General features: G+C 63.9%; 12 protein-coding genes. 8 read left to right on the top strand and 4 right to left on the bottom strand.

Annotated elements, in window-relative coordinates; all coding sequences use genetic code 11:
* The first annotated feature begins 98 nt into the window (after positions 1 to 98).
* The 5 genes from CH262_RS19255 to CH262_RS19275 are packed head-to-tail and all read left to right on the top strand — an operon-like array spanning position 99 to position 5,404.
* Complete coding sequence (locus tag CH262_RS19255) at positions 99 to 1,124, top strand: sugar-binding transcriptional regulator (protein ID WP_032367122.1); 1,026 nt, start codon at positions 99 to 101, stop codon at positions 1,122 to 1,124.
* The gene (locus CH262_RS19260; protein WP_441344194.1) at positions 1,121 to 2,473 is read left to right on the top strand and encodes an ABC transporter substrate-binding protein; all 1,353 of its coding nucleotides are present in this window, start codon (positions 1,121 to 1,123) and stop codon (positions 2,471 to 2,473) included. Before CH262_RS19255 ends, CH262_RS19260 begins: the two co-directional genes overlap by 4 nt.
* Positions 2,470 to 3,420 (top strand): carbohydrate ABC transporter permease, encoded by a 951-nt coding sequence (locus CH262_RS19265; RefSeq protein ID WP_032367121.1) that lies wholly within the window; start codon positions 2,470 to 2,472, stop codon positions 3,418 to 3,420. The genes CH262_RS19260 and CH262_RS19265 overlap by 4 nt, the downstream gene beginning before the upstream one ends.
* Positions 3,420 to 4,286 (top strand): carbohydrate ABC transporter permease, encoded by an 867-nt coding sequence (locus CH262_RS19270; RefSeq protein WP_027495337.1) that lies wholly within the window; start codon positions 3,420 to 3,422, stop codon positions 4,284 to 4,286. The genes CH262_RS19265 and CH262_RS19270 overlap by 1 nt, the downstream gene beginning before the upstream one ends.
* Positions 4,287 to 4,297: 11 nt before the next feature.
* Positions 4,298 to 5,404 carry an ABC transporter ATP-binding protein gene (locus tag CH262_RS19275; protein ID WP_094718194.1) on the top strand — a complete coding sequence of 369 codons (1,107 nt, stop codon included), beginning with the start codon at positions 4,298 to 4,300 and terminating at the stop codon, positions 5,402 to 5,404.
* Here the strand turns inward: CH262_RS19275 and CH262_RS19280 are convergent.
* Positions 5,401 to 5,874 carry a DUF3995 domain-containing protein gene (locus CH262_RS19280; protein WP_218829314.1) on the bottom strand — a complete coding sequence of 158 codons (474 nt, stop codon included), beginning with the start codon at positions 5,872 to 5,874 and terminating at the stop codon, positions 5,401 to 5,403. The genes CH262_RS19275 and CH262_RS19280 overlap by 4 nt on opposite strands.
* A 77-nt stretch (positions 5,875 to 5,951) precedes the next feature.
* On the opposite strand from CH262_RS19280, the gene CH262_RS19285 reads away from it, so the two are divergent.
* Complete coding sequence (locus tag CH262_RS19285; protein WP_373453791.1) at positions 5,952 to 7,667, top strand: AMP-binding protein; 1,716 nt, start codon at positions 5,952 to 5,954, stop codon at positions 7,665 to 7,667.
* Positions 7,668 to 7,955: 288 nt separating this feature from the next.
* On the opposite strand, the gene CH262_RS19290 is transcribed toward CH262_RS19285, so the two are convergent.
* From CH262_RS19290 to CH262_RS19300, 3 genes are all read right to left on the bottom strand, one after another.
* The gene (locus tag CH262_RS19290; protein ID WP_094718416.1) at positions 7,956 to 8,741 is read right to left on the bottom strand and encodes an alpha/beta fold hydrolase; all 786 of its coding nucleotides are present in this window, start codon (positions 8,739 to 8,741) and stop codon (positions 7,956 to 7,958) included.
* A 64-nt stretch (positions 8,742 to 8,805) separates the two neighbouring features.
* Positions 8,806 to 10,425, bottom strand: coding sequence for an ABC-F family ATP-binding cassette domain-containing protein (locus CH262_RS19295; protein ID WP_094718195.1), 1,620 nt, complete (start codon positions 10,423 to 10,425; stop codon positions 8,806 to 8,808).
* Between the two features lie 133 nt (positions 10,426 to 10,558).
* Complete coding sequence (locus CH262_RS19300) at positions 10,559 to 11,104, bottom strand: hypothetical protein (RefSeq protein WP_032374791.1); 546 nt, start codon at positions 11,102 to 11,104, stop codon at positions 10,559 to 10,561.
* A 90-nt stretch (positions 11,105 to 11,194) separates the two neighbouring features.
* On the opposite strand from CH262_RS19300, the gene CH262_RS19305 reads away from it, so the two are divergent.
* Together CH262_RS19305 and CH262_RS19310 are read left to right on the top strand one after the other, a co-directional pair.
* Positions 11,195 to 13,024: a penicillin-binding transpeptidase domain-containing protein gene (locus CH262_RS19305; RefSeq protein WP_094718196.1), complete on the top strand. Its 1,830-nt coding sequence runs from the start codon at positions 11,195 to 11,197 to the stop codon at positions 13,022 to 13,024.
* A 107-nt stretch (positions 13,025 to 13,131) separates the two neighbouring features.
* Positions 13,132 to 14,793, top strand: coding sequence for an NTF2-like N-terminal transpeptidase domain-containing protein (locus tag CH262_RS19310; RefSeq protein ID WP_179275081.1), 1,662 nt, complete (start codon positions 13,132 to 13,134; stop codon positions 14,791 to 14,793).
* Positions 14,794 to 14,812: the final 19 nt, after the last annotated feature.

A 14,812-nucleotide genomic window follows, 5' to 3' on the forward strand; every position in this document is an offset into this window, starting at 1 on the left:
CTGGATGCGAGGGGGTGTTGTGTAGATCACACCTTAATGTTAGCTTAGTGAGCAGATGAACACGAGCTGAGCATTTGCTCACTGGTCAGGGAGGCGTCATGGACGGATCGGAGCCCGGTGGGGCGAAGTCCGCGCGGTCGGGAGAAGATCTCCGGCTGGCTCTGCGCGCCGCCACGATGTACCACCTCGAAGGCGCGACGCAGGCCGAGATCGCCGTGAAACTGGGCGTCTCGCGCCCGACTGCAGGACGGTTGGTCGCGCGGGCTCGTTCCCAGGGGCTCGTGACGATCGAGATCAACGTCCCCGACGATCTGCAGGGCACCGTGCACGCGGACGTCGAGCGTGAGCTCGAAGCGAAGTTCGGACTCACCGAGGTGTTGGTCGTCTCGGACGTCATCGACGGCACGGACACCGGCTACGGATCCCTCGGCCGAGCGGCAGCGACGTTGCTCTCGCGTCGACTCAAGGATCGCGACGTCCTGGGGTTCACCTGGGGCCCCGAAACGGTGGCGGTGGCGAGCTCGCTGAAGACCCGATCCACCAAATGTGCTGCGGTGGTACAACTCGACGGCTCCATCACCTCGGCCGACTATCAGACCGGTGTCGAGTACACACTCGGACGGTGCGCTGCGTACCTGCAAGCGACACCCATCAGGCTCAACGCGCCGCTGTACGCCGATCAGGCGACAGTCGTTGCGTTGGAGCAGGATTCCGTGATCTCTCGCGCCCTCAAAGCCGGGACCGATGCCGATGTGATGATGTACGGCATCGGTCCCGTTTCCACGTCCACCACCTTGTTCGAGGGCAGCTTCATCGACCTCGACGTGCTCGAAGAATTGCGCCGCCTCGGTGCAGTCGGCGAGATCGGCGGACGGTTCTACGACGCCGACGGCATCGATACCGGAGGATCACTCCCCGGCCGAACCGTGTCGGTGGGGCTCGACGCCATCAGGGCGTGTGATCGGGCTGTGCTCGTCACCGGTGGGCAACGTAAACACGAGGCGCTCCTCGGTGCTCTGCGCGGCGGACTGGCCTCGATCCTGGTGACCGACATCGAAAGTGCACGCTGGCTCGTTGCGCAAGCTCCTGCAACGGCGACCTCCAATGGAAAGGTATTTCAGTGAGGGTTTTACCGAAAGTGGCTGTCGCGGCATCGCTTGCGACAACCTTGGTGCTGTCCGGCTGCGCCGGAGCCGGCTCGTTCGGTGGTGACGGTGACGGCAAGACGATCACCGTCGCGATCGTCTCCAATTCACAGATGTCCGACGCCATTTCGCTCGCTCCGGAGTTCGAGGCGGAGAATCCCGGCATCAATCTGAAGTTCGTGTCGCTGTCGGAGAACGAGGCGCGGGCCAAGATCACCGCCTCGGTCGCCACCGGCGGCGGCGAGTTCGACGTGGTGATGATCAGCAACTTCGAGACCCCGCAGTGGGCCGAGAACGGCTGGCTGACGAACCTGTCCGAGTATGCCGACGCAACACCGGGCTACGACGAGGACGACTTCATTCCCACCCTGAAGGAGTCGCTGTCGTACGAGGGGAGCATGTACTCGGTGCCGTTCTACGGCGAATCCTCCTTCCTGATGTACCGGAAGGACCTGATGGAGGCTGCCGGCATCACCATGCCGGAAGAGCCCACCTGGCAGGAAGTCGCCGACGCCGCCGCGAAGCTCGACAGCCCGGACGTATCGGGAATCTGTTTGCGCGGCAAACCCGGTTGGGGTGAAGTACTGGCCCCGTTGGATACCGTCATCAACGCATTCGGTGGCCGGTGGTTCGACGAGAACTGGAACGCACAGCTCAACAGCCCAGAGGTGGAACAGGCCGTTCAGTTCTACGTCGACCTGGTACGTGAGCACGGTCAGGCAGGCGCAGCGACGAGCGGTTTCAGCGAATGCGGAACGCAACTGTCGCAGGGAAATACGGCAATGTGGTACGACGCCACATCTGCAGTGTCGGTCCTCGAAGACCCGACGTCGTCGAACGTCGTCGGCAAGATCGGATACGCCAAGGCACCGTCGGCCGCCAAGGGCGACAACGGGTGGCTGTACTCCTGGGCCCTCGGAATCCCGAAGACGTCCGAGAATCCGGACGACGCCTGGAAGTTCGTCTCGTGGATGACCAGCAAGGAATACCTGAACAAGGTCGGCAACGAATTGGGTTGGGAGCGAGTGCCTCCCGGCAGCCGTCTGTCGACCTACCAGATTCCCGAATACGAGGAGGCGTCCGCTGCGTACGGTCAGGTCACCCTCGATTCGATCAACGGCGCGGATCCGAACAATCCCACTGTGGATCCGGTTCCGTACACCGGAGTGCAGTTCCTGACCATTCCCGAGTTCCAGGACCTCGGAACCCGTGTCAGTCAACAGATCAGCGCCGCAGTAGCAGGACGAATCAGCGTCCACGACGCGCTCGAACAAGCGCAGCAATACGCCGAAGTGGTCGGTAAGACGTACCAGGAGGACCAGGGATGACCACCACCGCAACACGATCGGCGCAGGCCGATTCCGAGGAGTTCGTACCGAGACCGAGGACGATCTCCAAGGCCGAAGGGTGGCGTCGCCGCGGCCCGCTGCTGCCGGCCATGGTGTTCGCCATTCTCGTCACCCAGGTTCCGTTCCTGTTCACGTTGTACTACTCGACGCAGTCGTGGAACCTCGTGCGACCGGGTTCGCAGAAGTTCAACTGGCTCAACAACTACGTCGCGGTGTTCCAGGACAGCCAGTTCCGTGAGGTCGCCCTCAACACGGTGATCATGATCGTCGGAACCGTCATCATCTCGGTGGTTCTCGGGTTGTTCCTGGCTCTGCTGTTGGACCGGAAGTTCATCGGCCGCAGCCTGATTCGCACCCTACTGATCACCCCGTTCCTCATCACCCCGGTAGCCGGCGCGTTGATCTGGAAGACCACGATGTTCGATCCCGTCTTCGGCCTGATCAACTTCGCGCTGAGCCCGTTCGGTGTCGATCAGATCGACTGGGTCTCGCGCTACCCATTGCCCGCCGTCATGGCGAACCTGATCTGGCAGTGGACCCCGTTCATGATGCTGCTGATCCTGGCCGGCCTGCAGTCGATGCCGAAGGACATCGCCGAGGCGGCACGGGTCGACGGGGCAGGGCCGGTCAAGCTCTTCCGTGAGCTGACCCTCCCGCATCTGCGCCGATTCATCGAGCTCGGCGCGGTGCTCGGGGCCATCTATCTGGTCAACACCTTCGACGCGGTCTACATGATGACCTCCGGCGGACCGGGTGTGGCGAGTGCGAACCTGCCGTTCTACATCTACCAGCGAGCGTTCCTCGGCTTCGACATCGGTCAGGCCGCGGCCATGGGCGTCGTCACCGTCGTGGCCACCATCATCGTCAGCACCCTGGCGCTGAGACTGATCTTCAAGAGCTTCAGCGGAACCGAGGAGGCTGCGTGATGAGTACCGCAACTGTGGACAAGACAACTACTTCCGCGCCGATCAAGCGCAAGAGCAAGTGGGGCCCGGGTTCCATCTGGTCCTTCGTCGCCTGGGTCGCAGGCATCGCGTTCTTCTTCCCGGTGCTGTGGATGGTCCTCACCGGTTTCAAGCAGGAGGCCGACGCCTACTCCGACCCGCCCAAGCTGTTCTTCACACCTACCCTCGATCAGTATCGAGGGGTCCTGGAGAGCGGCATCGGCACGACGTTGCTGAACTCGGCGTTCGCGACCGTCGTCTCGACGATCTTCGTTCTGCTGCTGGGTGTTCCGGCTGCCTTCGCGCTGTCGCTGCGTCCGGTCAAGAAGACGAAGGACGTGCTGTTCTTCTTCATCTCCACCAAGATGCTGCCCGTCGTCGCCGCGATCGTCCCGCTGTACGTCATCGTCGGTGACATCGGAATGCTCGACAACATCTGGACTTTGGTCGTGCTGTACACCGCGATGAATCTTCCGATCGCCGTGTGGATGATGCGATCGTTCTTCCTCGAAGTGCCGAGCGAACTGCTCGAAGCCGCGAGTATGGACGGCGCGTCACTGTGGACCTCGGTACGTGAGGTGATCCTGCCGCTGGTCTCGCCCGGCATCGCGGCCACGTCGTTGATCTGCGTCATCTTCTCGTGGAACGAGTTCTTCTTCGCGGTCAACCTCACTGCCGTTCAGGCCCAGACGATTCCGGTGTACCTCGTCGGATTCATCACCGGTCAGGGCCTGTACTGGGCCCAGCTTTCCGCAGCTGCGACGTTCGCAGCACTTCCCGTCGTCCTTGCCGGATGGTTCGCGCAGAACAAGCTCGTGCGCGGCCTGTCCTTCGGCGCAATCAAGTAGGAGAAAGTCTCATGGCTGCAATCACGTACAAGAAGGCATCCTGCGTCTACGAAGGTGCCGACAAGCTCGCCGTCGATTCACTCGACCTCGACATCCAGGACGGCGAATTCGTCGTGCTGGTCGGGCCTTCCGGCTCCGGCAAGTCCACTGCTCTGCGGATGCTCGCCGGTCTCGAGGAGATCGACGGTGGTGCCATCGAGATCGGTGGCAAGAACATGGTGGGTGTGCCGTCGAAGGACCGCGACATCGCGATGGTGTTCCAGAACTACGCCCTGTACCCCAACAAGACCGTCGGGGAGAACATGGGTTTCGCCCTGAAGATGCGTGGGGTGTCCCTCGAGGAGCGCACGAAGAAGGTGGCCGAGGCCGCAAAGATCCTTGACCTCACCGAGTACCTGGATCGCAAGCCCGGCAAGCTCTCGGGTGGTCAGCGTCAGCGAGTTGCCATGGGGCGTGCCATCGTTCGTGAGCCGCAGGTGTTCTGTATGGACGAGCCCCTGTCCAACCTCGACGCGAAACTGCGAGTCCAGACGCGAACGCAGATCGCGGCGTTGCAGCGTCGACTCGGCACCACGACGGTCTACGTCACCCACGACCAGGTCGAGGCCATGACGATGGGTGATCGCGTTGCCGTGTTGCGCGGTGGCAAACTGCAGCAGTTCGCCTCTCCCACAGATCTGTACGACAACCCCGTCAACGCATTCGTCGCCGGCTTCATCGGTTCGCCTGCAATGAACCTGATGACGGTTCCCATCGGCTCGGGTGGCGTTCAGATCGGCTCGTTCCTGCTTCCGCTCGAACGCGACGAGCTGACCAAGCTCGCGAGCCTCGGCCTCGACAACGTCACCGTCGGGCTACGCCCGGAGCAGCTCGGCATCGTGCAGGGCGGCGGCGAAGGCTTCGAGGGCAAGGTGGATCTGATCGAGGAACTCGGCAGCGAGTCCTACCTCTACGCACACCTCGACGACCCGAAGGTCAGGGGGCTCGACGGCGGGCCGGTCTCACTCGTCGCCCGCTCGGCCGTCCGAGCTCCGGCCAAGATCGGCGAGAGCATCGGGCTGACGCGACTCGACGGTGCGATCCACCTCTTCCACCCTGAGACGGGGGAGCGCATCTAACGCGGTTGGTACGGGGCTTTTCTGGACAGGATCAGTGCCGTCAGAAGCGCTGCGCCCCAGAGCAGGAAGATGCCGTCGAAGAACAGGTGACCGTACTTGACCGATCGGTTCTCGTCCGAGACGACCAATCCGATCACCGCTCCGATGAACGACGCACCGCCCCAGAGAATCAGCAGTACCGAGCCGGGCCAGGATATGCCGAAGATCAACGACGGCACCCTCGTCCGGTTCTGTGCTGCCAGGCGCGGCCGGTTCAGATAGGCGAGGGCCGGAAGAATTGCTGCGGCGAGTTTGACGAGGGCAAGCACCAGCAGTGCCGTTCGTGCCGTTGCCGGTTCGAAGTCGGCCCACTCCGTGGCGAAGGCACCGACAGTGTCGAGCATCCATCGACCACCCGCAGCCCAATAGGCGGAGAACGCGGCGTGAATGATCCCCAGTACGCACGCGATCGCAAAGAATCGGATGGCCACGGTGATCGAGGCTAGCCGAGTTGCCACCCCCGTTCAGGGGTAGCGAGGAATTGTTCATCTCCCCTACCGTGGCGGTGATGGGCATCACAGGCGCAGGAGGAAACATGGTCGACTCGGCATATACGGCATTCAGAAACGCACGCGATCTCTTGCTCGACACCTACGGCGATTACGACCGTGCGGTAGCGACTTTCGAATGGCCGTCGTTCGGCGAGACGTTCAACTGGGCCATCGACTGGTTCGACGCGATTGCCCGTGGCAACGACGGCACCGCGCTGTGGATCGTCGAAGAGGACGGCAGCGAGGCCAAATACAGTTTCGACGACATGGCGCGTCGCTCCGATCAGGTGGCTCGTTGGCTCGAACTGCAGGGAATCGGCCGCGGCGACTCGGTGATCCTGATGCTGGGCAACCAGGTGGAACTCTGGGAGTCGATGCTCGCGGTGATGAAGCTCGGAGCGGTCTTGATGCCGACGACCACGGCCATCGGGCCCGCCGACCTGACCGACCGAGTGGTGCGCGGCAATGCGCGCGCCGTGATCGTGAACCCCTCGGACACCGGCAAATTCGACGACGTGCCCGGAGACTATCTGCGAATCGCCACTACCGCCCACGACGGTTGGGTCGACTATTCGGATGCCCGCTCCGTCGAGGCCAGGCCGTTCGAGTCCGTCACCGCACCCACCGACCGCCTGCTGATGTACTTCACCTCCGGTACCACCAGCAAGCCGAAACTCGTCGAACACACTCAGATATCCTATCCCGCAGGGCATTTGAGCACGATGTACTTCCTGGGACTACGCCCGGGCGACGTGCACCTGAACATCAGCTCGCCGGGCTGGGCCAAGCATGCGTGGAGCTGCTTCTTCGCACCGTGGATCGCCGAGGCGACCATCTTCATCTACAACTACGGCAAGTTCGACGCGAAGGCATTGCTCGAGCAAATCCGCCGGGCCGAGGTGACGACATTCTGCGCGCCACCGACCGTGTGGCGCATGCTGATTCAGGCAGACCTTGCCGGCGGGGGTGGTTCACTGCGTGAGGCAATCGGTGCCGGTGAGCCGCTCAACCCAGAGGTGATCTCGCGGGTGCAGCAGGACTGGGGCCTGAACATCAGGGACGGCTTCGGCCAGACCGAAACCACTGCACTGGTTGCCAATACGCCGGGTGCGGTGCTGAAGTCCGGATCGATGGGTCGGCCACTGCCCGGCGTCCCCGTGGTGATCGTCGACCCCACCACCGGCGAACTGGCCGACGAGGGCGAAATCTGCCTCGACCTGGCGCGGCAGCCGTTCAACCTGATGACCGGCTATCTCGGCGACCCCGAACGCAACGCTGCCGTCATGGCCGACGGTTACTACCACACCGGTGACGTCGCATCGCGGGATTCCGAGGGCTACATCACCTACGTCGGCCGCACCGACGACGTGTTCAAGGCCTCGGACTACAAGATCTCCCCGTTCGAGCTCGAAAGCGTGCTGATCGAACACCCCGCGGTGGCCGAGGCGGCCGTCGTTCCGGCTCCCGACGAGACGCGGTTGGCCGTCCCCAAGGCGTATGTTGCGCTCGCAGCTGGATGGGAACCCAACGAAGACACGGCATTCGAGATCTTGAAGTACGCCCGCGAGCACCTGGCCCCGTTCCTGCGAGTTCGGCGTATCGAGTTCTTCGAGCTACCCAAAACTATTTCGGGCAAGATCCGCCGCGTGGAGTTGCGCGCCCGCGAGGACGCGGCCGTCGGACCACTGGACAGCGAGTGGCGTGACGACCAGTTCCCCGCGCTGAAGAGGTGAGGTGAGCGTCCACTTTTCGCGGTGGGAGGCGGGATCCCGATTCTGGACGGGAATTGTGGGCGCTCAGATCAGTGGTGGGTGGGGCCGGCAGGGTCGGTTGTCGTAGGTGACGTGAGCGCCCACTATTGGTTGTTGGTGGCGGGATCCCGATTCTCGACGCGAATTGTGGACACTCAGATCAGTTGTGGGTGGGGCCGGCAGGGTCGGTTGTCGTAGGTGAGGTGAGCGCCCATTATTGGCTGCTGGAGGCGGGATCCCGATTCTGGAGGCGAATTGTGGGCGTTCAGATCAGTTGCTCCAGAACCGCTCGAGGAATTCGAGCACCTCGGCCGATGCGGCCATCGTCGTCGCATGGTCGAACCCGCGAACGATGTGCAGTTCGGAGTCGGGCACCAGCGCGGCGGCGGCACGGGTGTCGCCCAGTCGGGTTCGATCCTCGCTGCCGACGTAGAACAGCGACGGTTGCGTGAAGTGCTGCAGGACGTCGTCGGGTAGGCCGGGATCGGCGTCGCATGCGCGGATGTACGCGGCCATGGCCTGAGCGTCGTTGGCGGAGAACACCGCTCGTGTTCCCGGGTCGATGGGGAACATGCGGTGCTCGTTCCACGCCTCGAGGAACCCGTCCATGCCGCTGCGCTCCAACACGTCCGCGCAGCCCGGGAAGAAGAGCCTGTCGAACGCTCCCGCCTGAGCGCCGTGACTACCGCCGCCCACCGCGAGGGAACGCACGCGTTCGGGCCTCGCCGCCATCAACGCGAGACCGGCCCGCGCACCGAACGAATAGCCGAGATAGTCGACGGTCGGAGCGCCGACCGCGTCGAGAACCGACGTCAGATCTCCGACGATATTGGCCATGGCATAGGCGTCGGGAGTATGGGGCTTCTCGCTGCGGCCATGACCGCGACTGTCGACCAGTATGAGCTGCCGAGTCCCGCGCAACGCCTTGACGTACCCGAACGTCCGCCAGATCGTGTGCGTCAGGAAACTGCCGTGCACCATCAACAACGGCGGCCCGGACCCCACCACCGTGTACGCGATCTGCGTCCCATCATCTGCATTCGAGGCGTATTCCACCTTCCGATTCTGACCCTGGAAGTCCACTCAACGTGACATTGACCCCCGAAAAGGCCACCGAACGTCACATTGACTCCTCCCGGGTGGGTGTTTCCGCGGCCGACTCGGCCGACTCGGTGGGCTGGGCGATCGGCGTCAGGTCGATGGTGCGGGTAGGGGCGATCGCGTCGAGGAACGGGCGATCGTGGCTGGCGATGATCAGTGCACCCTCGAATGTGTTCAGTGCGTCGATGAGGTGTTGGCGGCTGGTGATGTCGAGGTTGTTGGTGGGCTCGTCGAGCATCAGAAGTTTCGGTGCAGGCTCGGCCAGCAGGATTCGTGCCAGTGCGGCTCGCAGTCGTTCGCCTCCGGAGAGGGTGGAGACGACGGCGTCGGCGTCGGATCCGCGGAAGAGGAATCGTGCCAGTTGTCCACGGATCTGTTCGGCGGTGGCGTGCGGTGCCACGTCGGCGATGTTCTCGGCAACGGTGCGTGATTCGTCGAAGATGTCGAGGCGTTGCGGAAGGTATTTCCACGGCACTTCGGCCTCGGCGGTGTCGAGACTGCGCAGCAGGGTGGTCTTGCCACTTCCGTTCGGCCCGACGAGCGCGATGCGTTCGGGACCGACGATGTGAACGTCGTCATGAGTCAGAACTACCTGTCCCGGATGAACTTTCGTTGCGGGTAGGTCGACGCGTATCTCGCGGTCGTCGCGAAGAAGATCCTCGGCGGCAGACAGTGACGTTCGGGCATCGTCGACGCGATCGCCGTGGGTACCGCGTAGTTTGCCGGCCGATTCCTGCGCGGCCCGCTTGCGTCGGCCCGCAAGGACCGGCGGTACGCGCTTCTGCTCCGCCATCTTCTTGCCGTAGCGCAACCTGCGATCCAGTTTGATTTGTGTGTCGACCAATTCGCGTTCCTGCTTGCGCACGTCGTTCTTGGCGTCTCGGACGCTCGCCCGAGCGGCTTCCTGCTCGGCGTCGATCACCGATCGGTAGTGCGTGTAGTTTCCACCGAACAGGCGTACTCGAGAGGTGCCGCTGCGTTCGGCGCGGACCTCGGCGATGGTATCGACACGCTCGAGCAATTCGAGGTCGTGGCTGCAGACGACGAGCACCCCCGAGTATCCGTCCACGGCCGCATACAGTCGTTCTCGTGCAACGCGATCCAAGTTGTTCGTCGGCTCGTCCAACAGCAGTACGTCTGGTTCGGCGAGCAACTGCGCGGTGAGAGCCAGCAGCATCGCTTCGCCACCGGACAGCGTGCCGACCGGTCGATCCAGGTCGTCGAGGGTGCCGACGATGCCGCCCAGACCGAGCTTGTTCAGCAACGCCAGCGCGCGCTCCTCGACGTCCCAGGCCGATCCGACGATGGCGAAATCGTCCTCGGAAGATGTACCGGATTCGATGCGATGCAATGCCTCTCGGACCGAATCGATGGCCAGCACGCGATCCACCGGGAGCTCGGGGTCGAGTGCGATGTCCTGACGGAGATAACCCAGGACGCCGGGCATCGAGATCGAACCGCGCTGCGGTGTCAGTTCTCCGGCGAGCAATCTCAGGAGGGTCGACTTTCCGGCACCGTTCGAACCGACGAGACCTGTTGTGCCGCTGGGGAAGATGGCCGACAACGCGTCGAACACGGGGTCGCCGTCGGGCCAGGAGAACGTCAGATCGGAGACAGAGAGGGAAGATGAATGAGGCATGGATGCTCCAAAGGTGTGCGTGCGGTCGAACTGCAGGCGTCTAGAACCTTTGGAAGAGCAATGGCCTCTCCGAATCTGTGGGCAACAAGGCGATCTCCACGCTAATGCCGAACGTGGGCAATTCGCAAGCGATTTAGACCGAGGGTCCCTTCTTGCGTAGTTCGTCCACTGTCGACATGGCTCCGCGCAGTTCGTCCAACCAGTCTTGTGTGTGCTCGCCGACCAACTTCACGGCCCACGACAGAGCGTCTGCACGAGACCGCGCGACTCCGGCATCGACGAGGGTGTCGAGGACGCGTCGTTCGGGCTGACGCAGGCGGGTCATGACCGGGACGGCCAGATGGGTGAATAGGACTACCTCGGAATCGGTCCGAACGCCCCAGGCGACCTTGCGTCCGTAGCGCTTCTCGGCCTCGTCGGCAATCTGCATGCGCTCGGCCCGGGTGCCTTCTCGGAATCGGGCGATGCGGCCTTCGGTGGCGGCAGGTGAACTGCCCTCCTCGGTGGCCAACGTCCCGACCACAACGATCTCTTCGCGATCCACCTCGACCGACGCGGTGCCCTCGAACCAGCTGTCGGGCAATCTGCCGCCGAACCAGTCGCCGGCATCGGTGGCGTCGGGAACATCTGCGTGCTGCCAGCCGCCGGGGCGACCGAACGAGCGTCCATTGGGTTTCATGGTGACTCCTCTGTAGGTTCGTAATACTGATTACATGATTACACCCCATCTCGGGTTCGCGCCACCGCCGATTCGTCGGAGGCCTGGGGCATGATCGACTCCGTGCGCACAACGAGAAGACCGACGACTCTGGCCGCAATCGTGTCCGTACTGGCGCTGGTGGTCGCTGCCTGCGGAAACAGCGGGCCCGATCAGCCGCAGACGGTCGCCGAGCAGTTCGCGGCCGCCGTCAGCAGCTCGAACATCGATCAGGCAGCCGCGCTGACGACCGATCCCGCGGGCGCGAGCGCCGCTCTCACCCAGCTGTACGACGGGCTGTCCGGCGGCGGAACGGTGACGGCCACTCCCGATTTCGAGGCTGTCGACGCGAACGAGGATGCGGGCACGTTCACGCTGAACGCCGGTTGGCGCTTCTCGACCACCACCGACGGCACGGCGGAACCGGACGGCCAGCCGAAGGAGTGGAACTACACGACGTCTGCGACCGCGGCAGAGACTCCGCAAGGGTGGAAGATCACCTGGGACCCGGCCATCTTGGTCCCCGGACTGACGGCCGATTCCTCGGTCCGATTCACCCCGACCGACGCGCTGGTCGCGCCCAGGGTGTTCGATGCCAACGGCGGCGAGCTCATGTCGCAGCAGGTCGTCACCCTCGTCAACGTCGATGCGACGGCCGATCCGGTGGCCGTCGCCGCTCTCGTCGGATCCGTCGTTCCCGGGATCACCGCCCAGTCTGTTGCGTCGTCTGTTGCTGCTGCACAAGGTAATTCGGCGACCATAGTCTCGCTCCGTCAGGCGGATATCGATCCCATCGGAGCGCAGCTCGCGGCCGTTCCGGGAGTCACCCTGGCGCCGCAGACTCGCCTGCTGGCCACCGATCGCAATCTTGTCTCGCCGGTTCTCAGCGACCTGACGACGCTGTGGGAACAGGAGCAGGCGGCCAATCGAGGCTGGGCGATCCAATCGGTCGCTGCCGACAACACCGTCACCCAGCTTGCCGGTCGCGATGCCTCCACCGGTGACGACATCGCGACCACCGTCGACTCGGCGTTGCAGATCAAGGCCGAGAACGCCCTGGCGTCGGTGCCGCAGCAGGCTGCGATCGTCGCGCTTCGGCCGTCCACCGGAGAGGTTCTCGCCGTCGCACAGAACGCCGCAGCGGATGCGGAGGGCCCGATTGCTCTGACCGGTCTCTACCCGCCCGGGTCGACCTTCAAGACGGTGACCACCTCGGCTGCTCTGCAATCCGGTGCCGTCACCCCCGACACCGTGTTGCCGTGCCCGGCGACGGAAAACATCGAGGGACGTCAGATTCCCAACGACGACAACTTCGCGCTCGGCGACGTTCCACTGCACACTGCCTTCGCGAAATCGTGCAACACGACGATGGGCAGACTCGGCGTCGCCCTGCCGCCGAACGGTCTGACCGACGCGGCCGCGCAGTACGGCCTCGGCGTCGACTACGTGACCCCGGGCCTGACGACCGTCACCGGTTCGGTGCCGTCGGCCGACACCCCGGCGCAGCGCGTCGAATCCGCCATCGGCCAAGGGCAGGTGACTGCGTCACCGTTCGGTATGGCGCTGGTCGCGTCGTCGATCGCGAACAACGGATTGCTCCCGCCGACGGTCGTCTCGGGCAAGCCCGGCGTGGGAAACATGCAGCCGGCAGCGGTGAACCCACAGGTCACCGAGCAGATCAAGGCCATGATGCGCGAGACCATCACCGGTGGTACGGCCACGGCACTGAACGACATTCCGGGTCTGCTCGGCAAGACCGGAACCGCCGAATTCGGGCCGAACAACGAAGGAGCGCACGGCTGGTTCGTCGGAATCTCCGGTGATCTCGCGTTCGCGGTCTTCGTGAACAACGCGGGAAGTTCGGCACCCGCCATCGAGGCTGCAGGACGCTTTCTGAGGTAACAGCCCGAGGTAAACGGACCACTCCGTATCTCAATCGTGACCGGCTTGTATGAATCCCGTGCTTGTTACTCGTGTGACTACAGTGAATATTGTGACTCATGAGTTCTATGAGTCGTGTCCGTCGTGGCCCGCGCAAGGTCCGCGGTCGCTACCTCGTCGCAGTTGCAGCATCGGCGACGCTGTCGGTCTCGGCCGTGTTCTGGATGGTCGACCGCCCACCGAGCGAGGCCGAGGTATTGGTCTCCAAATTCGTCGACGCGCTGGACAACCGCGATGTCGCGGCGGCGGCCGCACTGACGACGTACCCGAACGCCGCGACGGCAGCTCTGAATCAGATGTTCGACGGTTTGTCGGCCGACGGTAGATCGACGGGCGACTTCGACCTGACTCAGTACATGGATCTCTCCGACGAGAGCGGATTCTTCACGCTCGCGTCTGCCTGGAATTTCGGCGAGGGCAAGGACTGGAAGTACAGCGCTCAGGGCGCAACCAAGAAGCTCAGTGTCGGCTGGCGTATCGCGTGGGATCCGGCCACGCTCGTTCCGGATCTGACCTCCGGTGGGTCGGTTCGCTACACCCGCACCGACGCCGCTCCGCCGTTGATCTTCGATTCCGCGAACAACGTGCTGATGAGTGAGCGGACCATCAACGCCATCTCTCTCGACCCCGCCCAGATCAGTGATCCGGCGGCGTCGACTCAGCAACTCGCCGATGTCATCGACGTCGTCGCGCCGCTGATCACCTCCGAATCGCTACTGAAGGAACTCGATTCGGCCCACGGAGCTCCGATCACCGCAGTGACACTGCGCGACGACGACTTCGCCGTTCTCGAAGACGATCTGCGAGCGGTGCCGGGAGTGGTGGTCGCCCCGCAGCCGAAGCTCATCGTCGACGACCGTCGAATCACCTCCCCTGTGCTCGACTCCCTGCGCGCCGCATGGCAATCCGGCCGCGACGCCACCGCAGGCTGGGCCGTCGACACCTACACCGTCGACGGAACCGGTGAACGACGCGTGGGATTCCAAGGACCGGGCGGACCGGACCTGCACGCAACGCTCGATCCGCGCGTCCAACTCGCGGCCGAGAACGCTGTGGTGATGGCGGGTACATCCGCGTCGATCGTGGCGGTGTCCACGTCGACCGGTGCGATTCTTGGTGCGGCACAGAACAGTTACGCCAACGAGCAGGGCGACGTGGTGTTCGCCGGCTCCTATCCGGCCGGCACCGCGTCGGAGTTGATCAAAGCCGTACAGGCCGACCGCGGCGACGACAGTGCGGAAGACGCGGCGGCACGCCTGGGTCTGGGAATTCACTATGCGATGCCCGGTCTCGACGCCTACACCGGCACCCCCGCCGACAGCCGGAGCGCGATCGACGGTATTCGGAACGTCTCCACCGCGTCCGGAGCCGAGGCGACGGTGACACCGTTCGGACTTGCCCAGATGGCAGCAGCGATCTCCCGCGGCAGCGCGCCCACGCCGGCCATCGTTGCCGGGCAGACTGCAGTGGCAGACCGCGCAGCCGAGCCCATGGGCCCTGACGCTGCAGCCCGCTTGCATGAGATCGTGGCCGCATCGTCGAACAGCAGTGGTCTCGATACGTTCGACGGCGTGCAGGGATTTGCCGGAGAGAGCGGCGATGATCGCTTCGTGCTCGCGACCAGCGGCGATGTTGCCTTCGCCGTCTACATCGAGGACGCCGACGGTGGGGATCAGGCAGTGCGGATGACGAGCCGCTTGCTGCAGGAGATGGCGAACCCCGTCGAATAGGGGCTCGATCGTTAGGCAC

This window comes from Rhodococcus sp. 05-2255-1e, assembly GCF_002259025.1.
Classification (GTDB): Bacteria; Actinomycetota; Actinomycetes; order Mycobacteriales; family Mycobacteriaceae; genus Rhodococcoides; species Rhodococcoides fascians.

Bases quoted from the DNA above. Each gene is read 5' to 3' on its own strand.
- CH262_RS19255 (WP_032367122.1), top strand. From the start codon at position 99: ATGGACGGATCGGAGCCCGGTGGGGCGAAGTCCGCGCGGTCGGGAGAA.
- CH262_RS19265 (WP_032367121.1), top strand. From the start codon at position 2,470: ATGACCACCACCGCAACACGATCGGCGCAGGCCGATTCCGAGGAGTTC.
- CH262_RS19270 (WP_027495337.1), top strand. From the start codon at position 3,420: ATGAGTACCGCAACTGTGGACAAGACAACTACTTCCGCGCCGATCAAG.
- CH262_RS19275 (WP_094718194.1), top strand. From the start codon at position 4,298: ATGGCTGCAATCACGTACAAGAAGGCATCCTGCGTCTACGAAGGTGCC.
- CH262_RS19285 (WP_373453791.1), top strand. From the start codon at position 5,952: ATGGGCATCACAGGCGCAGGAGGAAACATGGTCGACTCGGCATATACG.
- CH262_RS19295 (WP_094718195.1), bottom strand. From the start codon at position 10,425: ATGCCTCATTCATCTTCCCTCTCTGTCTCCGATCTGACGTTCTCCTGG.
- CH262_RS19300 (WP_032374791.1), bottom strand. From the start codon at position 11,104: ATGAAACCCAATGGACGCTCGTTCGGTCGCCCCGGCGGCTGGCAGCAC.
- CH262_RS19305 (WP_094718196.1), top strand. From the start codon at position 11,195: ATGATCGACTCCGTGCGCACAACGAGAAGACCGACGACTCTGGCCGCA.
- CH262_RS19310 (WP_179275081.1), top strand. From the start codon at position 13,132: ATGAGTCGTGTCCGTCGTGGCCCGCGCAAGGTCCGCGGTCGCTACCTC.